This is a genomic window from Phycicoccus jejuensis (genome assembly GCF_044797865.1).
GTDB classification, from domain to species: domain Bacteria; phylum Actinomycetota; class Actinomycetes; order Actinomycetales; family Dermatophilaceae; genus Phycicoccus; species Phycicoccus jejuensis.
In genome coordinates this window covers 1,268,131-1,290,936 of record NZ_CP085209.1, presented here as the reverse complement: position 1 = coordinate 1,290,936, position 22,806 = coordinate 1,268,131, and the positions used below count along the sequence as shown (strand labels likewise).

Below are 22,806 nucleotides of genomic sequence, written 5' to 3'. Positions count from 1 at the left end.
ACGACGCTAGGGACGGAGCCTCGCCGGGGGCGAACCGACGGGGCCGACACTGGCCGTTCGACCGAGGGGGTCTGCCCGACCGTCCCTCCTGCGGGCAGGTTTGCCGGGCTCCCTGTCGGGTAGGACCGGTTCGGCCGCCCGCCGTCGGCGGCCGGAGGTCACGGAGCCGGTCGATCAGGAGGTGAAGGGTGGACGTCGTCCGACCCACCCCCACGATCGTCCCTCGCCGGTTCGACGACCCCCTGCACGTCGTCGTCGTCGCCTCCTCCCGCTTCCCGCTGGCCGAGCCGTTCGCCGGTGGGCTGGAGTCGCTCACCTGGAACCTGTGCCGCGGCCTGCGCGAGCGCGGGGTCGAGGTGACCGTCTTCGCCGGCCCGGGCAGCGACCCGCGCCTCGACGCCCGCGAGCTCGCCACCCGCCCACTCGAGCTGAGCGACACGGCACGCCGCGACGTCGCCATGCCCCCCGAGACGTGGCTGACCGAGCACCACGCCTACCTCCAGCTGATGCTCGAGCTGCAGCGCCGCGACGACGTCGACGTCGTGCACAACAACAGCCTCCACCACCTCCCCGTCGCGATGGCCGCCGCCGCGCGCGCCCCGATGGTGACGACGCTGCACACCCCGCCGACCCCGTGGCTGGAGCCGGCCATCGCCCTCGCCGCGGACGACCGCTCGCGGTTCGTCGCGGTCAGCGACCACACCCGCGCCGCGTGGAGCCACGTGACGCCCGCCGACGTGGTGCCCAACGGGGTCGACGTCCGGCGCTGGACGCCGGGGCCGGGCGGTGACGCCTTGGCCTGGGCCGGACGCCTCGTCCCCGAGAAGGCGCCGCACCTGGCCATCGACGCCGCGCGGGCGGCCGGTCGTCCGCTGCGGCTGGCCGGGCCGGTCGGTGACCCGGAGTACGTGCGGGCGATGGTGCGCCCGCGGCTCGGCGGTGACGTCGAGCTGCTCGGGCACCTCGGAACGGACGAGCTCGTCGAGCTGTTCGGCTCCAGCGCCGCCACCCTCGTCACCCCCGCCTGGGACGAGCCCTACGGACTCGTCGCGGCCGAGTCCCTCGCCTGCGGCACACCGGTCGTCGCGTTCGCCCGCGGAGGTCTGCCGGAGTTCGTCACCCCGGACGTGGGCCGGCTCGTGCCGGCCGACGACGTCGCCGCCGCGGGGCGGGCCGTCGCGGAGGCGGTCGGCCTCGACCGCCGCAGGTGCCGGGAGCACGCCGTCCGGCACTGCTCGGTGGACCGCATGGTCGAGGACTACCTCGAGGTCTACGAGGCGATGCTGCCGCTGAGCGGCGCCGCGTGATCGGCTACTACGTCCACCACCACGGCCGCGGGCACCTGTCCCGGATGACGTCCGTCGCGGCCCACCTGCGCTCGCCCGTGGTCGGCCTGAGCACCCTGCCGGCCCCGCCCGGGTTCGAGGACCGCTGGGTGCGGCTCCCGGCGGACGACGACCCGGCGACCGGCGACGACCTCGACGCCGGCGGCGTCCTGCACTGGGCTCCGTTGCACCACAGCGGAGTGCGCGACCGGGCGGCTGCGCTCACGGCGTGGGTCGCCCGGGCCCGTCCCCGCCTCGTCGTCACGGACGTGTCGGTCGAGGCGGCCCTGGCCGTGCGGCTCTGCGGGGTGCCGGTCGTCGTCGTCGCGCTGCCCGGCGAGCGGACCGACCGCGCCCACGTCAGCGCGTACGACCTCGCCCAGGGCCTGCTCGCGCCCTGGCCCGAGGGCGCGCACGACACGGGCTGGCCGCAGCGCTGGAGGGACGAGGCCCTCTTCGTGGGCGGCCTCTCGCGGTTCGACGGACGGCCTCGGGTGCCCGCCACGAGCACCGCCGGCCGGCGCCGCGTGCTCGTCGTGTGGGGTGCGGGCGGCCGCGACACCGACGCCGGCTCGGTCGCGGCGGCGCGGGCCGCCACCCCCGGCTGGGAGTGGACCGAGCGCAGCCCGGCCGACCCCTCCCCCGACCTGTGGCACGAGCTGTGCACCGCCGACGTCGTCGTCACGCACGCCGGGCAGAACGCGGTGGCCGACGTCGCCGCCGCCCGCGCGCCGGCCGTCGTCGTCTCGCAGCAGCGCCCGTTCGGGGAGCAGGAGGCGACGGTGCGGGCGGTGCAGCGGCTCGGGGTGGCCACGGGTCACGTCGGCTGGCCGCCCGCCGACCGCTGGCCCGGCCTGCTCGACGACGCCGTGCGGCGGGGCGGCGCGGCGTGGGAGCGGTGGAGCACGGGCCGCGGCGCGCAGGACGCGGCGGCGTGGCTCGACGCGCTCGCCGCGACCCCGGACGCCGTCCCGGCCGCAGGGGTCGCGTCGTGAGCGCGCGGCTCGGGGTCGTGACGATCGTCCACGGTCGCCACGACCACCTGCGCGGGCAGCTGGCCGGCCTGCGCCGCCAGACGCGGCGGCCCGACGTCCTCGTCGTCGTCGCGATGGACGACGACGAGGTCAGTGGTGTCGTCGACGACGCGGCGCCGCCGGGGTGGGACGTGCGGTACGCGAGCATCGACCGGATGCAAGGGCGCCTGCCGCTGGCCGCCGCGCGCAACCTCGGCGTCGCCACGGCGCTCGCGGCCGGGGCGGAGCACCTCGTCCTCCTCGACGTCGACTGCGTGCCCTCCGACGGTCTCGTCGCCCGGTACGGCGAGCTGCTGGGGTCGCTCGACCCGTCCGCCGGCCCCACGCTCCTGTGCGGGGACGTCGCCTACGAGCGCGACCCGGACGAAGGTCCGCAGCCGCCGCGCCACCACCCGGCCCGGCCGGAGCTCGGCGCGCAGGAGGTCCGCGTCGTCGATGACGTCACCCTCTTCTGGTCCCTCTCCTTCGCGGTCACCGCGGCCGACCTCGCGGCGCTCGGCGGCTTCGACGAGGGCTACGTCGGCTACGGCGCCGAGGACACCGACGTCGGCCAGCGCCTCGCCCGCGCAGGGGGCCGGCTGCTCTTCGTCGGCGGCGCCGGGGCCGTCCACCAGTGGCACCCGAGCCCGAGCCCGCCGGTCCAGCACGTCGAGGACATCGTGCTCAACGCCAACCGGTTCGCGCAGGTGTGGGGCTGGTGGCCGATGACCGGGTGGCTCGAGCAGTTCCGCGACCTCGGGCTCGTGGCCCGCGAGCCGGACGGCCGCTGGGCCACCCTCCCCTGACCGCGGCGGCGGGCGTGACGAGGTGGGCCGACCCGCGCGGGCCCCTCCACCCGCGGGGTCGGTCTGGGGTGGGGCCGTCGGTATGGTCACCCGGCCCGGGGGGCGCTGTCAGCCCCGTTGCAGCAACCTGCAGGCGCGGCCCGGTGGGGCCGCTCAGTCGGTGCGCGACTCGCCGCGTCCGAGGCGGAACCCCGCCGAGAACCGCGAGCGCACCTCGAGGGTCTCGAGGATCCGGGCGACCTCGGAGCGCACGGTGCGGACGCTGACCCGGAGGTGACGGGCCACGGCCTCGTCCGTCATGCCCTGCTGCATGAGGTCGACGACCCGCTCCTGCCGCTCGCTCAGGTGGACGGCCTCGGCCCGCTCGGTGCCGCACCCGAAGGCGGAGGCGAGGACCGCGTTCCAGTAGCGCATCGCCTGCTCGAGCACGCGTGGGGAGCGCACGTCGATGACCGAGAACTGCCCGTCGACGGTCGGCCCTTCGAGGAGGACGCGCTCGTGGTCGATGACCTTCATCTGGATGTCGGCGACCGCGAAGAGGTAGTCGCCGACGGGCTCGGCCACGAGCATCCGCCGACACTCGTCGTCGAGCCGCTCGTCGTCGAACACGCTGACCATCTCGAGGCCGCGCTCCACGAGCGCACGGTTGCCGGGCAGGCTCATCCGCAGCTGGGCCGGGGTCGCGGTCGGGCGCACCGACAGCAGGTGGCGCCAGGTCACGGCCTCGGCGGTCACCACTCGTTGACGTCGTTGCCGTCGGCGCCGATGCGGCACTCGGTGCCCGCACCCGCCTCGAGGTCACGGCACAGCCGGGTCCGCTCGGCCCACAGCGCCATCCCGGCGTCCGTGACGGCGGCCCGCTGGGAGGGCGCGAAGCGCGACCCCGGCCACTGCCTGCCGCTCATCGTCGCCTCCCGTCCGCTCCTCGTGGGCTACCCGCGAGTATGCCGTGCCCACCCCACCGCGAACGCGTGTGAACCCGCCGGGGTCGCCCGGCGGTTTCACACGCGTTCGCTCCGAGGGCCTCGGGGGGTCAGGCGAGTGAGGGGGCCGAGAGGGCGACCCACGCGGAGCGGATGTGACGCTCGGTCAGCGTCGCGGCCGCGTCTCCGTCGCCGGCCGCGACCGCCGCGAAGATCTCCTCGTGGTCGCGCCGGAGCACGGGTGCGAGGTCCTCCCACACCTCGACGCTGCGGAAGCGGTCGAGGATGGGCAGGCGCATCGACTCGCGGATCGCCGAGGTGAGGTCGCGCGCCAGCGCGTTGCCGGCCGCCTCGGCGAGCGCGACGTGGAAGGCCGTGTCGCAGTCGTTGAAGCGAGCCCGGTCGATGCCGGGGTCGGCCATCTCGTCGAGCAGCGCCCGCATCGCCGCCAGGTCCTCGGGCGTCGCGTGGGTGGCCGCCAGCCGGACGCTCAGGCGCTCCAGGGCGATGCGGACCTCGACGACGTCGGGCAGCGGGAACGCCGCGAGCGCGACGTGCAGCCGCAGCAGCCGCCCGAGGGCCCCGCTCGGCACGGCGGTCAACGTCGTGCCGCCGGCCGCCCCGGCCCCGACCGAGGAGCGCACGACGCCCTGGGCCTGGAGGGTGCGGACGGCCTCGCGCACCGCGGCGCGGCTCACGCCGAGCCGGGCCGCGAGGTCGCGCTCGGCCGGCAGGTGGTCGCCGACCTCGAGGTCGCCGCCGAGGATCTGCTCGTCGACCCAGCGCAGGACGAGCTCGAAGGCACGCAGTCCGCCGGTCTCGGGGCCGGGCAGCGGGTCGGCGGCGCTCACGCGCTCAGGATGCCACGCCACGCCGCACGACACGCCGAATGGTCGGACCACTAGTGGTCAGACCATTGACACCGCCACGGACCCGGCCCTACCGTCATCGCATCCCGAATGGTCTGACCATTCAGGACCCCCGCCCAGAGACGTGCGACCGGAGGACCCGATGACCCTGACCGCAGTGACGACGACCGGACCGGCGACGGCCCTGGCCGTCCCGACGCAGTTCCGCCCGGAGCTCACCCCGGTGGGCGGCAGCCTCACCCTCTCCGCACTCGTCGCCCTCCTCCCCCTCGTGACGGTCTTCGTCACCCTCGGGGTGCTGCGCTGGAAGGCCCACTGGGCCGGCCTCACGGCGGTCGCGGTCGCGGTGCTCGTCGCCTCGCTCGCCTTCGGGATGCCCGTGCACCTCGCGGCGCTTTCGGCCACGCAGGGCGCCGCCTTCGGCCTCTTCCCGATCATGTGGATCGTCTTCACGGCGATCCTGCTCTACCAGGTGACCGTGCGCTCGGGTCGCTTCGAGGACCTGCGCGCGACCTTCCACCTCATCAGCGACGACCCGCGCATCCAGGCGATCATCATCGCCTTCTGCTTCGGCGGCCTGCTCGAGGCGCTCGCCGGCTTCGGCGCCCCCGTCGCCATCACCGGCGTCATGCTCATGGCCCTCGGCTTCTCGCCGCTGCGCGCCGCCGCGGTCGTCCTCCTCGCGAACACCGCGCCCGTCGCCTTCGGCGCCGTCGGCACCCCGATCATCACCGCGGGCACCCTGACCGGCATCCCGTACCACGAGATCGGCGCGTACGTCGGGCACCAGACCCCGGTGCTCGCCGCCTTCGTCCCGCTCCTGCTCGTCCTCATGGCCGGCGGGCGTCGTGGGGTGCGCGAGACCTGGCCGGTCGCGGTCGTCGTCGGGCTGACCTTCGCCGTCGCGCAGTGGTTCGCCGCGACGTACGTCTCGGTCGAGCTGACCGACATCATCGCCTCGCTCGCCGGCCTCGCCGCCGCCGTCCTCTTCCTCAAGGCGTGGCGGCCCCGGGGCCGCGAGACCGCCCTCGCGACGATGCAGGTCGAGCGCGAGCGCGAGCTCGCGACCGTCGGCGCCCCCGGGTCGGCCGACGTCACCCCGCCCGCCGACGCCCACGCCGTCTCGGCCGACGCCCTCGCGGCCCGCTCGCGTGACCTCACCCCGGGCCGCATCACGATGGCCCTGCTCCCCTACCTCCTCGTCATCGTCGTCTTCGGCGTCGCGAAGCTCGTCACCCCGGTCAAGACCTGGCTCGTCGGCACCGACGTCAAGGTGCCCTGGCCGGGCCTCTCCGGCGAGGTCCTCACCCTCAAGGGCTCGCCGAGCGCGGCCACGACCTACACGCTGCCGTGGCTCAGCTCGCCCGGCACGATGCTCCTGCTCTGCTCGCTCGCCGTCGCCGCCGTGTACGCCGTCGGGATGCGCGGCTGGGCCGCCGAGGCCTGGGCCGTCGCGCACCGCATGCGCTGGGCGTTCCTCACCGTCGCCTCGATGCTCGCGCTCGCCTACGTCATGAACTTCTCGGGGCAGACCATCGTCATCGGCACCTGGATCGCCGGCACCGGCGCCCTGTTCGCCTACCTCAGCCCGACCCTCGGCTGGATCGGCACGGCCGTCACCGGGTCCGACACGAGCGCCAACGCCCTCTTCGCCACGCTCCAGCAGAGCGCCGCGCAGACGGCCGGCATCGACCCGACGCTCCTCGTCGCCTCGAACACCTCCGGCGGCGTGGTCGGCAAGATGATCAGCCCGCAGAACCTGACGATCGCCGCGACCAGCGTGGGCCTGCTCGGGCGCGAGGCCGACATCCTCCGTAGGGTTCTGCCATGGAGCGTCGGCCTGATCCTCGCGATGTGCCTCCTCGTGGGCCTGCAGTCGACCGTCCTGGCGTGGATGCTCCCGTGAGCGCGCTCGCCCGCCCCGGCACCGACCTGCGGGTCGCGCTGTTCGCCACCTGCTTCAACGACACGATGTGGCCCGGCACGCTCAAGGCCACCGTCCGGCTCCTCGAGCGGCTCGGCTGCACGGTCGAGTTCCCCCAGGCGCAGACCTGCTGCGGCCAGATGCTCACCAACACCGGCTACGGGGCGAAGGCCCTGCCGCTGGTGCGCCGCTTCGTCGACGTCTTCGAGGGCTACGACGCGGTCGTCGCGCCGTCCGGGTCGTGCGTCGGCTCGGTCCGCCACCAGCACCGCGGCATCGTCGAGCTCGCCGGCGACGACCGGCTCGCGAGCCGGGTGGAGCACACCGTCCCCAAGGTGCTCGAGCTCTCGGAGCTGCTCGTCGACGTCCTCGGCGTCACCGACGTCGGCGCGTGGTTCCCGCACCGCGTCACCTACCACCCGACCTGCCACTCGCTGCGGATGCTGCGGGTCGGCGACCGGCCGCTGCAGCTCCTGCGGGCGGTGCGGGGCATCGACCTCGTCGAGCTGCCCGGCGCCACCGAGTGCTGCGGGTTCGGCGGCACCTTCGCGATGAAGAACGCCGACGTGTCGGTCGCGATGGGCTCGGACAAGGCCCGGGCCGTCGTCGGCACCGGCGCCGAGGTCCTCGTCGCCGGCGACAACTCCTGCCTCGCCCACATCGGGGGCATCCTCGGCCGGCAGCGCGCCGGCGTCCGCCACCTGCACCTGGCCGAGGTCCTCGCCTCGACCGAGGAGGACCCGGCATGACCACGACCACCCCCGGCCCCGTCCAGCAGACCTCGCCTGTCTTCGTCGGGATGCCGAAGTTCCCCACCGCCGCCCGCGAGGCACTGGCCAACACCCAGCAGCGCCGCAACCTCAGGCACGCGACGCACACGATCCGCGACAAGCGGGCCCGCGTCGTCGCCGAGGTGCCCGAGTGGGAGGCGCTGCGCGTCGCCGGCGCCGAGGCCAAGGACGAGGCGCTCGCCCACCTCGGCGACTACCTCGAGCAGCTCGAGGCGAGCCTCACCGCGAACGGCGCGACCGTGCACTGGGCGCGCGACGCCGCCGAGGCCAACGCGATCGTCCTCGGCATCGTCCGGGACCAGCAGGTCGACGAGGTCGTCAAGGTGAAGTCGATGGCCACCCAGGAGATCGAGCTCAACGAGGCGCTCGAGGCCGCCGGGGTCAACGCCTGGGAGACCGACCTCGCCGAGCTCATCGTCCAGCTCGGGCACGACCGGCCGAGCCACATCCTCGTGCCGGCCATCCACCGCAACCGCAGCGAGGTGCGCGACATCTTCCGCCGCGAGATGGCCGCGGTCGGTCGCCCCGCGCCGGAGGACCTCACCGACGAGCCCGCCCGCCTGGCCGAGGCCGCGCGGCTGCACCTGCGCGAGAAGTTCCTCCGCGCGAAGGTCGCGGTCTCGGGGGCCAACTTCGCCGTCGCCGAGACCGGCACGCTCGTCGTCGTCGAGTCCGAGGGCAACGGGCGGATGTGCCTCACGCTGCCCGAGACGCTCGTCACCGTCGTCGGCATCGAGAAGGTCCTGCCCCGGTGGGACGACCTCGCGCCGATGCTCCAGCTGCTCCCCCGCTCGAGCACGGGCGAGCGGATGAACCCGTACACGACGATGTGGAGCGGCGCCCACGACGGCGACGGACCCCAGGACGTCCACGTCGTCCTCCTCGACAACGGCCGCAGCCACGTCCTCGCCGACCGCGTCGGCCGCCAGGCGCTGCGCTGCATCCGCTGCTCGGCCTGCCTCAACGTCTGCCCGGTCTACGAGCGCACCGGCGGCCACGCCTACGGCTCGGTCTACCCCGGCCCGATCGGCGCCGTCCTCAACCCCCAGCTGCGCGGGACGACGAGCGAGGTCGACAAGTCGCTGCCCTACGCCTCCAGCCTCTGCGGCGCGTGCTTCGACGCGTGCCCCGTGCGCATCGACATCCCCGAGCTGCTCGTCGAGCTGCGCGGGCGGGTCGTCGAGCAGGAGGGCCGCACCGCCGAGTCGGCCGCGATGGCCGCCGCCGCGTGGGTGCTGTCGGACCCGAAGCGGCTCGCGGCCGCGCAGCGGGCCGCGACGACCGCGGGTCGCGTCATCGGTGGCCGCACGGTACGGGCGGTGCCGGGGCTCGGTGCGTGGACCGACGCCCGGGACGTGCCGACCCCACCGACCGAGACCTTCCGGCAGTGGTGGGCCCGCGAGCGCGGGGAGGGGTCCCGATGAGCGCGCGCGACGAGATCCTCGCGCGGGTGCGCGGCGCCACCGCCGACGTCGTCACGACGCCGGCCGACCGCGCCCCGACCGCCGTCGTCGAGGAGACCTCCCCCGGGCGGGCGGCCACCCTCGACCTCTTCGCCGAGAACGTCGCCGCCTACCGGGCGCAGGTCGTCCGGGTCGCGGCGTCCGGTGTCGCCGGGGCCGTGGCGGACGCCTTGCGGCAACAGGGCTGTGCCACAGCCGTCCTGCCCACCGGCCTCGACCCCGCGTGGCGGGGGGCGGCGACGGAGGTCGTCCGCGTGCTCGACGAGGCCGACGTCCGGGTCGACGCCGAGCTCGACGCGGTCGACGCCGTCGTCACCGCGGCGGCCGTCGGCATCGCCGTGACCGGCACCGTCGTCCTCGACCACGCGGCCGACCAGGGGCGCCGCGCCCTCACCCTCGTCCCCGACGTGCACGTCTGCGTCGTGCGCGCCGGGCAGGTCGTCCACGACGTCCCCGAGGCGGTCGGGCGGCTGCGTCCCGAGCCGGGCCTCGCGCGACCCCTGACGTGGGTCAGCGGACCGAGCGCGACGAGCGACATCGAGCTCGAGCGCGTCGAGGGCGTCCACGGGCCGCGTACCCTCGTCGTCGTGCTCGTCGACGAGGAGGTCTGACCGGATGACTGCTGCCGACGACGAGCAGGCCTCCCCCACACCGGTGTTCTTCCTGGCCGGCGGCACCGGCATCTCGGCCGAGACGCTGGGGAACCTCATCATCAACCAGTTCCCGACCGTCGACTTCGTGCGCCGGAAGATCCCGTTCATCACGACCGTCGAGCAGGCCCACCGGGTCGTCGAGGAGCTCGACGACGCGGTCACCGAGTCGACGACGCCCATCGTCTTCTCGAGCGTCGCAGACGCAGAGCTGCGTGACGTCCTGCGCGGCACCCGCTGCGCGTTCATCGACCTCTTCGGCAGCCACCTCGACATCGTCGAGCGGGTCCTCCACGTCAACGCCAGCCCCAAGGTGCCGGCCCTGCACGGGCTCGGCGACATCCACCGCTACGAGCGCCGGATGAAGGCCATCGACTTCTCGCTCGAGCACGACGACGGCGCCAGCCTGCGCAACCTCCAGCACGCGGAGCTGATCCTCGTCGCCCCGTCGCGCTGCGGCAAGACGCCGACGTCGCTCTACCTCGCCCTGCAACACGGGGTGAAGGTCGCCAACTACCCGCTCGTCGACGAGGACCTGCGCGCCAGCGAGCTGCCGGAGGCGGTGCGCCCCTATCTCGACCGCTGCGTCGCGCTGACCTCCACGCCGGCGCGTCTCAGCCAGGTGCGCAGCGAGCGCCGACCCGACTCCCCCTACGCCTCCCTCCGGCAGTGCTCGTGGGAGCTCAAGCGCGCCGAGGAGCTCTACCGGGCGCACCGGCTACCGGTCATCAACTCCGCCGGGATGTCCGTCGAGGAGATGGCGGCCGTGATCATGCACACGCGCCAGCTCAAGGGCTCCGGCTGACCCGGGCTGCCATCCTGTCCCTCGCCGCCACCCCGGCCACCCGCACGACCACCGCCCCACCCCGCGCCCCGTCCCCGGAAGGACCCCCGCCATGACCACCACCGTCCGCTGGTTCCGCGAGCTCGGCCTCGACGACGTCGAGTCCGTGGGCGGCAAGAACGCCTCGCTCGGCGAGATGGTCCAGCACCTCTCGGCCGCCGGCGTCGCCGTCCCCGACGGGTTCGCCACGACCGCGGACGCCTACCGGGCCTTCCTCGGCGAGACCGGGCTCGCCGAGCGCATCTCCGGCCTGCTCGCCGACCTCGACGTCGACGACACGCGGCGCCTGGCCGAGGTCGGCCGCGAGATCCGCGAGGCCGTCGAGGCGCAGCCCTTCCCCGAGGACCTCGACCGCGACATCCGCGCGGCCTACGAGCGCCTCGCCGGTGAGGCCGGTGACGAGGCGAGCTTCGCCGTCCGCTCCAGCGCCACCGCCGAGGACCTGCCGGACGCGTCGTTCGCCGGCCAGCAGGAGACCTTCCTCAACGTCCGCGGCATCGACAACGTCCTGCACGCCATCCGCCTCGTCTTCGCCTCGCTCTACAACGACCGCGCGATCGCCTACCGGGTGCACAGCGACTTCGACCACGACGTCGTCGCCCTCTCGGCCGGGGTCCAGCGGATGGTCCGCTCCGACATCGGCGCCTCGGGCGTCATGTTCACCATCGACACCGAGTCGGGCTTCGAGGACGCGGTGTTCATCACGAGCGCCTACGGCCTCGGCGAGGGCGTCGTCCAGGGCGCCGTCAACCCCGACGAGTTCTACGTCCACAAGCCCGCGCTGCGCGCCGACCGCCCGGCGATCCTCAAGCGCGGCGTCGGCGCCAAGGCCACGAAGATGGTCTACACGCAGGACGCGACGGTCGGCCGGACCACCGAGTTCGTCCCCGTCGACGAGGCCGAGCAGCGCCGCCTCAGCCTGACCGACGACGAGCTGACCGAGCTCGCGCGCACCGCCCTGCGCATCGAGGAGCACTACGGCCGCCCGATGGACATCGAGTGGGGCCGCGACGGGGTCGACGGGAAGCTGTACGTCCTCCAGGCACGGCCCGAGACCGTCAAGTCGCGCGCGGCCGGCGGTGTGCAGCAGCGCTTCCGGCTCGAGGAGCGTGGCCCGGTCGTCGTCGAGGGCCGCGCCATCGGCCAGAAGATCGGCGCCGGGTCCGTGCGCGTCCTCACCGACATCGGGGCGATGCACGACTTCCGGCCCGGCGAGGTCCTCGTCGCCGACATGACCGACCCCGACTGGGAGCCGATCATGAAGCGCGCCAGCGCCATCGTCACCAACCGTGGCGGGCGCACCTGCCACGCGGCGATCATCGCGCGCGAGCTCGGGATCCCCGCGGTCGTCGGCACCGGCACCGCCACCCACGAGCTCGCGGACGGCCGCGAGGTCACCGTCTCGTGCGCCGAGGGCGACACCGGGTTCGTCTACGACGGCCTGCGCGAGTTCACCGTCTCCGAGACCACGCTCGACGAGATGCCCGAGATCCCGACGAAGATCATGATGAACGTCGGCACGCCCGAGCAGGCGTTCGAGTTCTCGCGCCTGCCCCACCGCGGGATCGGCTTGGCGCGCACCGAGTTCATCGTCAACCGGCAGATCGGCATCCACCCGCGTGCGCTGCTCGAGCTCGACGACCAGGAGCCGGGCGTCAAGCAGGAGATCGAGGAGCGCATCGCCGCCTACGCCGGACCGCGCGAGTACTTCGTCCAGCGCCTCGCCGAGGGCGTCGCGATGCTCGCGGCCGCCTTCGCGCCCGAGCCGGTCATCGTGCGCCTGTCGGACTTCAAGTCCAACGAGTACGCCGGCCTCCTCGGCGGCGAGCGCTACGAGCCGCACGAGGAGAACCCGATGCTCGGGTACCGCGGCGCGGCGCGCTACCTCTCGGACGACTTCGCCGAGTGCTTCGCGATGGAGTGCGAGGCGCTGCGCCACGTCCGTGACGAGATGGGCCTGACCAACGTCAAGATCATGATCCCGTTCGTGCGCACCGTCGCCGAGGCCGAGGGCGTCATCGCACTGCTGGCGCAGCACGGTCTCGAGCGCGGGAAGAACGACCTCCAGGTCGTCATGATGTGCGAGCTGCCCTCGAACGCCGTCAACGCCCACGCCTTCCTCGACCACGTCGACGGCTTCTCGATCGGGTCCAACGACCTCACGCAGCTGACGCTCGGCGTCGACCGCGACTCCTCGCTCGTCGCCGGCTCCTTCGACGAGCGCGACCCCGCGGTCAAGGCCCTGCTGTCGATGGCCATCCGCGCCTGCCGCGAGCGCGGCAAGTACGTCGGCATCTGCGGCCAGGGGCCCTCGGACCACCCCGACCTCGCCGAGTGGCTCGTCGACGAGGGCATCGAGTCGATGTCCCTCAACCCCGACACCGTCGTCGACACCTGGCTGCGTCTGGCCAAGCGCGGCTGAGGCGACCCGCGGGCCCCGGTCGGCGGACGGACCCGGTAGAACGGAGGGTGCACCCGTCGACGCCACCCGCGGAGGACCCGATGACACCCCCGACCGCCCGCTCCCCGCGCAACGGTGGCGCCGACGTGCTCGACCTCGTCTCGGACCTGCTGGAGGAGGGCCGCCTCCGGCCGGACGGCCTCGGGACGCGCCGCCTGCTCGGTGAGCTGGTGCGCCGGGGGGTCGAGGTCGTCCCCGGGGCCGAGTGGTGCAGCATCACGGCGATGCGCTCGGAGTCGCTGACCACCCTCGCGACCTCGCACGACGAGGCCCTGGCCGCCGACCAGGTGCAGTACGACATCGGGTCCGGCCCGTGCGTCGACGCCGTCGTCGAGGACCACGTCTTCCTGACCCGCCGCGTCCACGAGGACGCCCGGTGGCCCGAGTACGGTCGCCGGGTCCACGCCGAGGTGGGTGTCGGCAGCGTCCTGGCCCAGCGCCTGACACTCGTCGACGGCACCGACACGGTGGCCGCCCTCAACATCTACTCCACGCGTGAGGACGCGTTCGGGGCGGAGTCGCTGCGCCAGGCGCTGCTGCTCGCCACCCAGTGCTCGCTGCTCGTCGCCGCGTACCTCGCCCACGAGCGCTCCGAGAACCTCCTGCGGGCGCTCGACAGCAACCGGGAGATCGGGGTGGCCGTGGGCGTCCTCATGGCCCGCCACCGGGTGACCCGTGAGGAGGCCTTCGCGATGCTCCGCGTCGCCAGCCAGGCCACGAACCGCAAGATCCGGGACCTCGCGAGCGAGGTCGCCGACACCGGCGACCTCCCCTGACCGCGAACGGCGGGCCGCCTGCACGTTTGGGCCTGCCCCCGTCCGGGCAGGTCATCGATAGGGCGGCCACCCGCCGGGTCAAGCAGCGGCCGGGCGGGTGGCCACCCGTCAGCGTGGCCGCGAGGCCGGGCGGTCGTCGAGGACCGGGAGGTCGCCGGTGTGCACGACCGTCTCGGCGAGGTCGCGCAGCTTGCGGTTGCGGGTCGTGCTCAGCCGGCGCAGCAGCTCGAAGGCGGCCTCGGCCGGCAGCCGCCGCCGGGCCATGAGCACCCCGACGGCCATCCCGATGGTGCGGTTGCTCCGGAGGGCGACGGCGAGGTGGTCGGCCCGGGTCTCGGCCTCGGTGACGTGACGTCCCTGCTCGTCCACGAGCTCCTCCAGCTCGGCGGAGCGGGACCGTTCACGGGCCAGCGCCGTCACGTCGGTGACGACGACGAGGACGCCCAGCACCCCACCCACCGCGGACCGCACCGGGCTGACGGAGCAGCACCAGAACACCTGCTCGGGCCGGCCGTGGCGGTCGAGCACGAGCGGCAGCGCGTCCTCGTGGACCGCGACTCCCTCGGCGAGCACGCGTCGCACCCGTGCGCCGAGCGCCGCCCACGCCGGCGAGCAGGCATCCGCCGCGCGGCGTCCCATCACGTCGGGATCCTCGGGCCCGCAGAGCTCGCGGAAGGCGTCGTTGTGGAGCTGCACCAGGTCCTCGCCCCAGCACAGGAGCATCGGGACCGTGGCCGGCAGCAGGGTGCGGACGGCCGCCGTGAGCTCCGGGGGCCAGCCGTCGGGGTCGCCGACGGGCGTCGCCGCCCAGTCCACGCGGCGCACGAGGGTCGAGGTCCGGTCGTGGCCGGGGAAGAGGGTCGCGAGGGCCGGCGGGGTCGGCGACGGCGTCGGACGGGGGTGGTGCGGGTCGGTGCGGTGGTGCGGGTCGTGGGGCTCGTGCACGGTGGGACGGGGCATCGGGTCCTGCCGGGTGTGGCCGGCGCGGCTGGGCCGTGGGTTGGACCCGCCACGCTCGTCGGACAGCGTAGGCGAGCGCACCGACAGGACCCGACGCCTGCGGCACCGCACCGGGCCCGGGGTCGGCCTCAGGGTCAGAACACGGGTTTGCCGCCGGTGACGCCGAGCACGCTCCCGGACACGTAGCTCGCCTCGTCGGAGGCGAGGAAGACGAAGGCCGCGGCCACCTCGACCGGCTGGCCGACCCGCCCGAGCGGCGTCTGCGCGCCGAAGCCCTCGACGGCGTCGGCCGGCATCGTCGCCGGGATGAGCGGGGTCCAGATGGGACCGGGGGCGACCGCGTTGACGCGGATCCCCCGCGGGCCGAGCTCCTGGGCGAGGTTGACGACGAGGTTGTTGAGGGCGGGCTTCGTCGCCGCGTAGTCCAGCAGCTGCTCGCCCGGCTGATAGGCCTGGACGGAGGTCGTGACGACCACCGAGCCCTGCGACTCCTCGAGGTCGCGTGCCAGCTCGCGGACCAGCCAGAAGGTCGCGAAGACGTTCGTCGCGAAGGTCCGCTCGACCTGCTCGGGCGGGAAGTCCTCGTGACCGTCGTGCGTCACCTGGAAGGCCGCGTTGCTCACGAGCACGACGTCTCGCCGTGGTCCGGTCGGGGGTCGAGGGCGGCGGTCGTGCCCGGCCACTGCTGCTCCTGGGCGGGGATCTGGGTCATCGGGGTGCTCCTGGGTCGAGGGGCACTGCCCGGACCGACGGCGCCGTCCTGCCACTACCCGTCGGGTGTCGCGTCACACTTCGACCGGACGCGTCCGCCCCGCCGGGGGCGGTCCGGTCGGGATGGCCTCAGACGAGGATCTCGAGCGGCTCGCGGGTCACGAGCTGTTCCCAGGGTCGGGCCCCGGCCGAGGCGGCGACCACCTCCCGCAGGCGGACGCGGATCGAGGACGGCAGCGACGAAGGTCGAGGGGGCAGAGTTGTCTCACACCGACACTCGCGCATCGAGTCGGCCCAGTAGAGCGAGGGTGAGGCGCGCGGGACCAGGGGCACCTCGGCGCGGAGCATCGCCACCAGGCGGCCGCACCGGCGGCACGAGGCGGCTCCCACGTCGCTGAGCCGGGCTGCGGCACTCATGCCGCCCCCACCGTCGTCGTCATCATCCCGACCTCGTCCTCCTCGCGGCGCCCCGGCTCCGCACCGGTGTGGCGACGAGCAAATACCCCGGCGGGAGGGACGGAAACACCACTCCCCCGACATCCTCACCCTCCGGAAGGTTTCCCTTCCACGCGGCAAGGTTTCCCTTCCATCCGGCAAGGTCCCTTCCACGCGGCAAGGTTTCCCTTCCACCCGCAACCACTCCTTGCGAGCGGCAAGGGAATCCTTCCGGAGCGCATGGATCCCGGGACGGCACACATCCACCCGGCGCTCTCAGCCGGCCTCAGGCCGCACCCCGCCGGCCGGACTCGCCCCTCGTCAGGCGGCCACGACGTCCAGGCTCCCCCGCAGCTGGCGCAGGATGCGCGACAGGATGCGCGACACCTGCATCTGGCTGACCCCGAGCATCGACCCGATCTCGGACTGCGTCAGCTCCTCCACGAAGCGCAGCCGCACCACCCGGCGGTCCCGCTCCCCGAGCGAGTCCAGGGCCAGCCGCAGGTCGGTGTGCAGCTCGAAGCGGTGGTAGAAGTCCCCGACGTCGGCCAGCCGGTCGCCCTCCGTCCCGCCGGCCAGCACCGGGGCATCGAGCGATGCTGGACGGAAACCGCTGCCGCACAGCCGTGCCGACTCGACGTCGGCAGGCTCGCACTCCATCAGGTCCGCGACCTCGGCGACCGTCGCCTCGCGTCCGAGCCGGTGGCGCAGGCTCTCCTCGGCCACGACGACCTCGGCCCTCAGCTCCTGCACGCGACGGGGCGGCCGCACGACCCAGCCGCAGTCCCGGAAGTGGCGCTTGAGCTCACCGGCGATCGTCGGGACGGCGAACGCGACGAAACCCGCCCCGGAGTCGGGGTGGTAGCGGTCCACGGCGGCGACGAGAGCCGTCCGGGCGACCTGCTCGAGGTCGTCCCGCTCGATGCCCCGCCCGGAGTAGCGATGAGCCAGACCGTCGGCGAGCGGGAGCATCTCCTCCACGACCTGGGCGCGCAGCCGTCGCTGCTCAGCAGGATCCGTCGTGACGGAGACGCGGTCGAGGAGGCCTTCGACGACCTGGTCGCGCTCGCCGGTGACAGTGGAACGAAGGGTCTTGGACATGGCTGTCCTCCATCAGGGAGAAGGAGGGCACTCTGTCTGACCCGCGACGCGGCCGGGTCTGGACCGATACCTCGACGGTGCCACGGATGGGCCCCGGACGGGGGTTTGGTGACGCGGAGTTCTCGACCCGCTCCGGGAGCCCACCGGCAGGGCACGGCCCCGCAGGTGCGTTTCCGGCGAGAGGTCAGGGGTACCGCCCAGCGCATGACGACCCCCGCCGCCCACCGGCCCCCCGTCCACCACACCGTCGCCGCGCGACCCGAGGACGTGTGGGCCGTGCTCGCCGACGGCTGGGCCTACCCGACCTGGGTCGTCGGCGCCGCCCGGGTGCGTGCGGTCGACCCCGGCTGGCCGGCCGTCGGCACGCGCATCGAGCACAGCGTCGGGGTGTGGCCGCTCCTGCTGTCGGACAACACCGAGGTCGAGGACAGCGACCCCGGCCGCATGCTCCTGCTGCGCGCCCGAGGATGGCCCCTCGGCGAGGCCCACGTCCTGCTCGAGCTCACGCCCGCCGGGGACGGCACCAGGCTCAGCCTGCGCGAGGACGTCGTGAGTGGCCCGTCCCGCGTCCTCCCGGTGCCCCTGCGGCAGGCGGCCATCCACCCGCGCAACGTCGAGTCGCTGCGCCGGCTGGCGCTGCTCGCCGAACGCCGCGACCCGACCGGCCGGCCGCACCCGGGGCGGGCGGTCAGCGGGGGCTGACGCGCTCCGGCCCCAGCACGCGGTGCCAGACGGTACGGGTCAGCGCCCGCCGCGCGGCACCGACCGGCCCCTGCGCGTCGAGCGCCGCCCGGGCCGCGTTCCACCCGCAGGCCCCGTGCACCCCGCCCCCGGGGTGCGCCGACGCGGACGCGAGGTAGAGCCGGTCGACCGGCGTCTCGGGGCGGCCGAGACCGGGGACCGGCCGCAGGAACAGCTGGTGGTGCAGGGCCGACGAGCCCCCGTTGAGGGCCCCGAGGTCGAGGTTGGCGTCCGCCGCCTGGAGGTCCGTCGGGGTCTGGACGAGCCGCGCCGTGACGGCGTCGCGGAAGCCGGGGGCCACCGCCTCGACGGCGTCCTCGACCGCCTCGACCTGCGCGGCGACGGCCCCGGCGTCGTCGCCGAGGGAGCGCGGCAGGTGCGTGTACCCCCACGCGGTCTCGGTCCCGGGCGGGCAGCGCGTCGGGTCGGCGACGCCCATCTGGCCGAAGAGGACGAAGGGCGGCGACGGCAGCCGACCCGTCGTCAGCGCGGCCGACGACTGGACGAGGCCGTCGGCGTCGACCCCGAGGTGCACCGTGCCGGCCTGCCGCGCCCCGTCCGCCGCCCACGGGACCGGCTGCGAGAGAGCCCAGTTCAGCTTGAGGGTCGAGGGGTCCCACTCGAAGCGCTCGAGCCGCTCACGCAGCCGGGGGTGCAGCGCCCCGGCGGGGAGCATCCGGCCGAACAGCGCCGGGGCAGAGACGTCGGCGACGACCGCCCGGCGGGCCCGCACCCGGCGTCCGTCCGCCAGCACGACGCCGGTCGCGCGCCGACCACGCAGCTCGACCCGCTCGACGGCGGCCCCCGTCATCACCCGACCGCCGGCGGCCCGGAAGCGCGCGGCCATCGCCCCGGACAGCCGGCCCGCGCCGCCCTCCGGCACGGGGTAGCCGACGTCCTGCCCGAGCATGCTGAGCAGCCAGCCGTAGAGCGCGCTGCCCGCGGCGTCCGGCGGCACGTCGGTGTGCGCGGCGTTGCCCGAGAGCAGCAGCCCCGCGTCCGTCCCGCGGAACTCCTCCGCGGCGAGCCGACGCACCGGCAGCGCGAGACGGCGGACGAGGTCGAGGGCCTCCGCGGCGCCGAGCGCGCGGGCCAGCCGCACGCCGGGGCGCACCGGCGGGAAGGTCGTGAAGAGGGCGTCGAGCAGCGGGTCGCGCAGCCGCTGCCACTGCCGCACCATCCGCAGCCAGGCCTCGCCGTCGCCGGGGGCGTCCTCGTCGAGCCGGGCGGCGGTGCCGTCGGGGTCGTCGTGCATGACGGCGCACCGTCCGTCGGACAGCACGTGCGCGAGGACGTCCGGCGAGCGGCGCCAGGTCAGCCCGTGGGACTCCAGGCCGAGGTCGCGGATGACCGGGCTCGCGGCGGCGAGGGGGTAGAAGGCGCTGTAGAGGTCGGTGACCACCCCGGGCGCCAGCACCTCGGCGCTCTTGACGGCGCCGCCGAGCTCGTCCTGCGCCTCGAGGAGCAGGACGTCCCAGCCGGCGTCGGCGAGGGCGATGGCGGCGACGAGCCCGTTCGGCCCGGCCCCGACGACGACGGCGTCACAGGTGTCCACGGGTGGGCGCTACCCGTCCACCACCGGACGAAAACTCCGGGACCACCGGGGCCGCGTCACGGCAGCCCCGCCTCGCCGGTCTGGACCGCCCACAGCGCCGCGTAGCGCCCACCGGAGGCCACGAGATCGTCGTGCGTGCCGGACTCGGCGACCCGCCCGGCGTCGATGACCCAGATCCGGTCGGCGTGCCGCACCGTCGAGAGCCGGTGGGCCACGACGAGGGCGGTCCGCCCGGCGCTGGCCTCTCGCACCGAGCGCTGGATGGCCGCCTCGGTCTCGGTGTCGACGGCGCTCGTCGCCTCGTCGAGGAGGAGGACGGCCGGCTCCCGCAGGAGGGCCCGCGCGAGGGCGAGCCGCTGGCGCTGGCCGCCGGAGAGCGTGAGACCCCGCTCGCCGACCTCGCCGTCGAGCCCCCCGGGCAGCCGGTCGACGACGTCGTCGGCGGCGGCGTGCCGCACGGCCTGCTCCAGCTGCGCGCGGGTCGCCCCGGGGCGCGAGTACTCGAGGTTCTCGGCGACGGAGCCGGCGAAGAGGTGCACCTCCTGCGCGACGTACCCGATCGAGCCCCGGAGCGAGGCCCAGGTGAGGCCGCGCACGTCGACGCCGTCGACGAGCACCACGCCCGCGCGCGGGTCGTCGAAGCGCAGCAGCAGCCGCAGGATGGTCGACTTGCCCGACCCGGTCGTCCCGACGAGTGCGTGGGTCTCGCCGGCCGGGACGCGCAGGTCGACGCCGTGGAGGACGTCCGGCCCGTCGGCGTAGCCCGCCCGGACGCCGCGCAGCTCGAGCTCGCCGCGGACGGGCCGCACGAGCTCGTGCTCGCCCTCGTCGACCTCGACCGGGACGGCGAGCAGGGCGAGGATGCGGGCCGTCGAGGCGCGGCCGCGCTGGTAGAGGTCGAGCACCGTCGCGACCTCCGTGAGCGGCCAGAGCAGCCGCTGGGTCATGAACACGAGGACGGAGTAGAGGCCGACCGCGAGGCCACCGTCGAGCACCGAGAGACCGCCGACGAGCAGCGTGCACGTGAAGCCGGCGAGGATCGCCATCCGCACGAGCGGGACGAAGGCCGCCGACCGGCGGATCGTCTCGACGTTGGCGTCGCGGTAGGCCACGGACGCCTCGCGCACCCGGTCCCGCTCGCGCGCCTCGGCGGTGAACGCCTTGATCGTCGCGAGCCCGCCGAGGTTGGCCGACAGCACCCCGGACAGGCGCGCGACGCCCTCGCGCACGGTGAGGTAGTACGGCTCGAGGACGCGCTGGTAGCGCAGCGACGCGACGACGATGACGGGGATGGGCAGGAACGCCAGCAGCAGCAGCTGCCACGACGCGACCGCGAAGACCACCCCGACGACGACGACGTTGAGCGCCGTCTGCCAGATGGCGGGGAAGCCGACGTCGAGCAGGCGCTCGAGCTGGTTGACGTCGTCGTTGACGGTGGCGAGCGTCGCGCCGGAGGCACGCCCCTCGTGCCAGCGCAGGTCGAGGCGCTGCGCGTGGTCGTAGGCGTCGACCCGCAGGTCGTGCTCGACCGCCTGCGAGAGGCCGCGGAAGAGCAGTGCGGCGACGTACTCGCTCGCGGACTCGACCACCCACACGACGGCGTTGACGACCGCCAGCCAGACCAGCTGCGCCTGGCGCGACTCGACACCGAGCAGCTCCCCGACGAACGAGGCGTCGCCGCGGACGACCACGTCGACGGCGGCCCCGATGAGCAGCTCGGGCACGACGTCGGCGACCTTGTTGACCGTCGAGACCGCGACCGCGAGCACGAACCGGCCGCGGTGGCGGCGGTAGCGGCCCCAGAGGGCGGCGAGCGGACGGGTGGGCGGGGCGGGCAGCTCGGGCAACGGGTCCTCGCGGGTCGGGGCGTGGCGCACGGACCGGCCGCACGGGTGAGGGCACCCTAACCGAGCGGGCGGACGGGCCTCCCGGGCGCCCGGCGTGCGGCGGTCAGCCCGGGAAGCGCGGGCCCCGGCCGATGCGGACCGGCCCCCGCGCGTCGCGGTCGACCGGCTCGCCGCGCTGCAGCACCTCCAGCTCGCCGCCCCCGGTCCGGTCGTGCACGAGGGCGCGCACCCGGGCGGTGAGCGGTCGCCAGGATTCGCCGCCGACCACGCGGGCGACCTCGCTCGGGCAGGTCGTGCCCTCGGGCCGGTGCCGCAGGAGGACCCGGGCCGTCGCCACCATCCGCTCGGCCAGCCCGGCGGCCGACGGCTCGTCCCACCACGGCTCACCCCGCTCCCCGAGCGCGACCTTGGCGTCCTGCACGCGGTGGCGCGCGGCGTCACCCTCGGTGCGCACGGCCCGGCGCGCGGACATCAGCTCCGCGACGAGCTCGGCGCGCAGGGTGTCGGGGATGCCGGGGTCGCTGGCCCGCCACCGGCGACCGTCGACGACGAGGTAGCGACCGTCGGGGGTGCGCTCGACGTCGTCGCGGTCGGGGGCCATCCCGGCACGCTACGCGTCCGCGGGCTCTGCGAGGGCGGGAGCGGCCCTGGGCACGGCACGGCGCCCCGGACGGGCAGGGAGGTCCGGGGCGCCGAGGTCGTGGGGGTCAGCAGCGGTCGTGGCCGCCGACCCCGGAGAGGGGTCAGAAGCGGTCGTGGCCGCCGATCCCGGAGAGGGGTCAGCAGCGGTCGTGGCCGCCGACCCCGGAGAGGGGTCAGAAGCGGCCGTAGCCGCTGACCCCGGAGAAGACGGGACGCTCGGAGGTCGACTTGCCGGGCTTCGGCGAGTCGATCATCATCCCGTTGCCGGTGTAGATGCCCATGTGCCAGGCCGGGGAGCCGAAGAACACGAGGTCGCCCGGCTGCGGGTTGCTGACCGGGGTCGCCGCGGCCTGCTGGGCCGCCGCGGTGCGCGGCAGCGAGACGCCGGCCTTGGCGAAGACGTACGAGGTGAAGCCCGAGCAGTCGAACCCGGCGGTCGTCGTGCCGCCGTAGACGTACGGGATGCCCAGGAGCGTGCGGGCGATGTTGACGACGCCGCTCGCCGACTGCGCGACGTTCGAGACGGGCTGACGCTGGGTCGAGCGGCTGGCGCCGCTCTCGGAGCGGGCCGAGGAGGACGCGGGGGCCTTCGTGGCGGCCAGGACGACCGGCTTCGGCTTGGGCTTGGGCTTCGGCTTGGCGACGGCCCGCACGCCGGCGACCCCGAAGGTCGCCGTCGGCTTGACGGTCGGCGCGGCCACGGCCGGGGCGACGACGGCCGGGGTGGCGGCCGCGGCGCGCAGCGAGGCCGGCGCGACGGTCGTGGTCGTCGTGTGGGTGGCGGCCTCGGTCCGCGCGTCGGCGGCGTGGGCCGGGAGCGCGAAGGTGGCGACGAGGCCACCGGAGGCGGCGAGGACGGCGGAGACGCGGGCCCCGGTCTCACCGGCGGCCTTGACGATGGTCGACAGCTCGGAGACAGGGTTGTAGCGCGCGGCCTGGCGATGCCGGCCGTGGGTGTGCTCAGACACG

At 74.7% G+C, this 22,806-nt stretch carries 22 protein-coding genes; 11 read left to right on the top strand and 11 right to left on the bottom strand.

Features of this window, described 5'->3' with window-relative positions; translation table 11 throughout:
- Nucleotides 1-188 precede the first annotated feature (188 nt).
- From LG324_RS06165 to LG324_RS06155, 3 genes are read left to right on the top strand one after another with little or no spacing between them, the layout of a single operon-like run.
- Nucleotides 189-1,307, top strand: a complete 1,119-nt coding sequence (locus tag LG324_RS06165) for a glycosyltransferase family 4 protein (protein ID WP_245616148.1) — start codon at nucleotides 189-191, stop codon at nucleotides 1,305-1,307.
- Nucleotides 1,304-2,320, top strand: coding sequence for a glycosyltransferase (locus LG324_RS06160; RefSeq protein ID WP_404352525.1), 1,017 nt, complete (start codon nucleotides 1,304-1,306; stop codon nucleotides 2,318-2,320). Before LG324_RS06165 ends, LG324_RS06160 begins: the two co-directional genes overlap by 4 nt.
- Nucleotides 2,317-3,144: a glycosyltransferase family 2 protein gene (locus LG324_RS06155; RefSeq protein ID WP_404352524.1), complete on the top strand. Its 828-nt coding sequence runs from the start codon at nucleotides 2,317-2,319 to the stop codon at nucleotides 3,142-3,144. The genes LG324_RS06160 and LG324_RS06155 overlap by 4 nt, the downstream gene beginning before the upstream one ends.
- A gap of 153 nt (nucleotides 3,145-3,297) precedes the next feature.
- Here the strand turns inward: LG324_RS06155 and LG324_RS06150 are convergent, their stop codons facing one another.
- The 3 genes from LG324_RS06150 to LG324_RS06140 all read right to left on the bottom strand — a co-directional run bounded on the left by LG324_RS06150 (nucleotide 3,298) and on the right by LG324_RS06140 (nucleotide 4,918).
- On the bottom strand, nucleotides 3,298-3,879 hold the full coding sequence (locus LG324_RS06150; RefSeq protein ID WP_404352522.1) for a LuxR C-terminal-related transcriptional regulator: 582 nt from the start codon (nucleotides 3,877-3,879) through the stop codon (nucleotides 3,298-3,300).
- A complete protein-coding gene (locus LG324_RS06145; RefSeq protein ID WP_404352521.1) occupies nucleotides 3,876-4,049 on the bottom strand; it encodes a hypothetical protein in 174 nt (57 codons plus the stop codon). Before LG324_RS06145 ends, LG324_RS06150 begins: the two co-directional genes overlap by 4 nt.
- A gap of 128 nt (nucleotides 4,050-4,177) precedes the next feature.
- Entirely contained in the window at nucleotides 4,178-4,918 is a 741-nt protein-coding gene (locus LG324_RS06140; RefSeq protein WP_404352520.1) for a FadR/GntR family transcriptional regulator, read from the bottom strand.
- Nucleotides 4,919-5,078: 160 nt separating this feature from the next.
- Between LG324_RS06140 and LG324_RS06135 the strand changes: the two genes are divergently transcribed.
- The 7 genes from LG324_RS06135 to LG324_RS06105 all read left to right on the top strand — a co-directional run bounded on the left by LG324_RS06135 (nucleotide 5,079) and on the right by LG324_RS06105 (nucleotide 13,845).
- Nucleotides 5,079-6,842 carry an L-lactate permease gene (locus tag LG324_RS06135; protein ID WP_404352519.1) on the top strand — a complete coding sequence of 588 codons (1,764 nt, stop codon included), beginning with the start codon at nucleotides 5,079-5,081 and terminating at the stop codon, nucleotides 6,840-6,842.
- Nucleotides 6,843-6,907: 65 nt separating this feature from the next.
- Entirely contained in the window at nucleotides 6,908-7,609 is a 702-nt protein-coding gene (locus LG324_RS06130) for a (Fe-S)-binding protein (RefSeq protein WP_242525928.1), read from the top strand.
- Nucleotides 7,606-9,075, top strand: coding sequence for a lactate utilization protein B (locus tag LG324_RS06125; protein WP_404352518.1), 1,470 nt, complete (start codon nucleotides 7,606-7,608; stop codon nucleotides 9,073-9,075). Before LG324_RS06130 ends, LG324_RS06125 begins: the two co-directional genes overlap by 4 nt.
- Nucleotides 9,072-9,725 carry a lactate utilization protein C gene (locus LG324_RS06120; protein WP_404352516.1) on the top strand — a complete coding sequence of 218 codons (654 nt, stop codon included), beginning with the start codon at nucleotides 9,072-9,074 and terminating at the stop codon, nucleotides 9,723-9,725. The genes LG324_RS06125 and LG324_RS06120 overlap by 4 nt, the downstream gene beginning before the upstream one ends.
- Before the next feature lie 4 nt (nucleotides 9,726-9,729).
- Nucleotides 9,730-10,569 carry a pyruvate, water dikinase regulatory protein gene (locus tag LG324_RS06115; protein ID WP_404352515.1) on the top strand — a complete coding sequence of 280 codons (840 nt, stop codon included), beginning with the start codon at nucleotides 9,730-9,732 and terminating at the stop codon, nucleotides 10,567-10,569.
- Between the two features lie 91 nt (nucleotides 10,570-10,660).
- Nucleotides 10,661-13,030 carry a phosphoenolpyruvate synthase gene (gene ppsA / locus LG324_RS06110; RefSeq protein ID WP_404352514.1) on the top strand — a complete coding sequence of 790 codons (2,370 nt, stop codon included), beginning with the start codon at nucleotides 10,661-10,663 and terminating at the stop codon, nucleotides 13,028-13,030.
- Nucleotides 13,031-13,110: 80 nt separating this feature from the next.
- Nucleotides 13,111-13,845 (top strand): GAF and ANTAR domain-containing protein, encoded by a 735-nt coding sequence (locus tag LG324_RS06105; protein ID WP_157577568.1) that lies wholly within the window; start codon nucleotides 13,111-13,113, stop codon nucleotides 13,843-13,845.
- Between the two features lie 108 nt (nucleotides 13,846-13,953).
- Here the strand turns inward: LG324_RS06105 and LG324_RS06100 are convergent, their stop codons facing one another.
- From LG324_RS06100 to LG324_RS06085, 4 genes are all read right to left on the bottom strand, one after another.
- Complete coding sequence (locus LG324_RS06100; RefSeq protein WP_404352513.1) at nucleotides 13,954-14,805, bottom strand: ANTAR domain-containing protein; 852 nt, start codon at nucleotides 14,803-14,805, stop codon at nucleotides 13,954-13,956.
- Nucleotides 14,806-14,939: 134 nt separating this feature from the next.
- Nucleotides 14,940-15,428, bottom strand: a complete 489-nt coding sequence (locus tag LG324_RS06095; protein ID WP_404352511.1) for an SDR family oxidoreductase — start codon at nucleotides 15,426-15,428, stop codon at nucleotides 14,940-14,942.
- A gap of 217 nt (nucleotides 15,429-15,645) precedes the next feature.
- Nucleotides 15,646-15,933 carry a hypothetical protein gene (locus tag LG324_RS06090; protein WP_404352510.1) on the bottom strand — a complete coding sequence of 96 codons (288 nt, stop codon included), beginning with the start codon at nucleotides 15,931-15,933 and terminating at the stop codon, nucleotides 15,646-15,648.
- A gap of 339 nt (nucleotides 15,934-16,272) precedes the next feature.
- Nucleotides 16,273-17,052 (bottom strand): sigma-70 family RNA polymerase sigma factor, encoded by a 780-nt coding sequence (locus LG324_RS06085; RefSeq protein ID WP_404352509.1) that lies wholly within the window; start codon nucleotides 17,050-17,052, stop codon nucleotides 16,273-16,275.
- A 204-nt stretch (nucleotides 17,053-17,256) separates the two neighbouring features.
- Here LG324_RS06085 and LG324_RS06080 point away from each other — a divergent pair, with 204 nt between their 5' ends.
- Nucleotides 17,257-17,754, top strand: coding sequence for an SRPBCC family protein (locus LG324_RS06080; protein ID WP_404352508.1), 498 nt, complete (start codon nucleotides 17,257-17,259; stop codon nucleotides 17,752-17,754).
- Here LG324_RS06080 and LG324_RS06075 read toward each other — a convergent pair.
- From LG324_RS06075 to LG324_RS06060, 4 genes are all read right to left on the bottom strand, one after another.
- The gene (locus LG324_RS06075; protein WP_404352506.1) at nucleotides 17,741-19,348 is read right to left on the bottom strand and encodes a phytoene desaturase family protein; all 1,608 of its coding nucleotides are present in this window, start codon (nucleotides 19,346-19,348) and stop codon (nucleotides 17,741-17,743) included. The genes LG324_RS06080 and LG324_RS06075 overlap by 14 nt on opposite strands.
- A 56-nt stretch (nucleotides 19,349-19,404) precedes the next feature.
- A complete protein-coding gene (locus LG324_RS06070; RefSeq protein ID WP_404352505.1) occupies nucleotides 19,405-21,225 on the bottom strand; it encodes an ABC transporter ATP-binding protein in 1,821 nt (606 codons plus the stop codon).
- A 73-nt stretch (nucleotides 21,226-21,298) separates the two neighbouring features.
- Complete coding sequence (locus tag LG324_RS06065) at nucleotides 21,299-21,796, bottom strand: DUF3253 domain-containing protein (RefSeq protein ID WP_404352503.1); 498 nt, start codon at nucleotides 21,794-21,796, stop codon at nucleotides 21,299-21,301.
- A gap of 214 nt (nucleotides 21,797-22,010) precedes the next feature.
- Complete coding sequence (locus tag LG324_RS06060; protein WP_404352502.1) at nucleotides 22,011-22,805, bottom strand: C40 family peptidase; 795 nt, start codon at nucleotides 22,803-22,805, stop codon at nucleotides 22,011-22,013.
- Between the last annotated feature and the right edge of the window lies 1 nt (nucleotide 22,806).

What these genes read in the sequence shown, in the direction of transcription:
- LG324_RS06145 (WP_404352521.1), bottom strand. Translation starts at nt 4,049, where the DNA reads ATGAGCGGCAGGCAGTGGCCGGGGTCGCGCTTCGCGCCCTCCCAGCGG.
- LG324_RS06135 (WP_404352519.1), top strand. Translation starts at nt 5,079, where the DNA reads ATGACCCTGACCGCAGTGACGACGACCGGACCGGCGACGGCCCTGGCC.
- LG324_RS06130 (WP_242525928.1), top strand. Translation starts at nt 6,908, where the DNA reads ATGTGGCCCGGCACGCTCAAGGCCACCGTCCGGCTCCTCGAGCGGCTC.
- LG324_RS06125 (WP_404352518.1), top strand. Translation starts at nt 7,606, where the DNA reads ATGACCACGACCACCCCCGGCCCCGTCCAGCAGACCTCGCCTGTCTTC.
- LG324_RS06120 (WP_404352516.1), top strand. Translation starts at nt 9,072, where the DNA reads ATGAGCGCGCGCGACGAGATCCTCGCGCGGGTGCGCGGCGCCACCGCC.
- LG324_RS06115 (WP_404352515.1), top strand. Translation starts at nt 9,730, where the DNA reads ATGACTGCTGCCGACGACGAGCAGGCCTCCCCCACACCGGTGTTCTTC.
- ppsA (WP_404352514.1), top strand. Translation starts at nt 10,661, where the DNA reads ATGACCACCACCGTCCGCTGGTTCCGCGAGCTCGGCCTCGACGACGTC.
- LG324_RS06105 (WP_157577568.1), top strand. Translation starts at nt 13,111, where the DNA reads ATGACACCCCCGACCGCCCGCTCCCCGCGCAACGGTGGCGCCGACGTG.
- LG324_RS06100 (WP_404352513.1), bottom strand. Translation starts at nt 14,805, where the DNA reads ATGCCCCGTCCCACCGTGCACGAGCCCCACGACCCGCACCACCGCACC.
- LG324_RS06090 (WP_404352510.1), bottom strand. Translation starts at nt 15,933, where the DNA reads ATGAGTGCCGCAGCCCGGCTCAGCGACGTGGGAGCCGCCTCGTGCCGC.
- LG324_RS06085 (WP_404352509.1), bottom strand. Translation starts at nt 17,052, where the DNA reads ATGTCCAAGACCCTTCGTTCCACTGTCACCGGCGAGCGCGACCAGGTC.
- LG324_RS06080 (WP_404352508.1), top strand. Translation starts at nt 17,257, where the DNA reads ATGACGACCCCCGCCGCCCACCGGCCCCCCGTCCACCACACCGTCGCC.
- LG324_RS06065 (WP_404352503.1), bottom strand. Translation starts at nt 21,796, where the DNA reads ATGGCCCCCGACCGCGACGACGTCGAGCGCACCCCCGACGGTCGCTAC.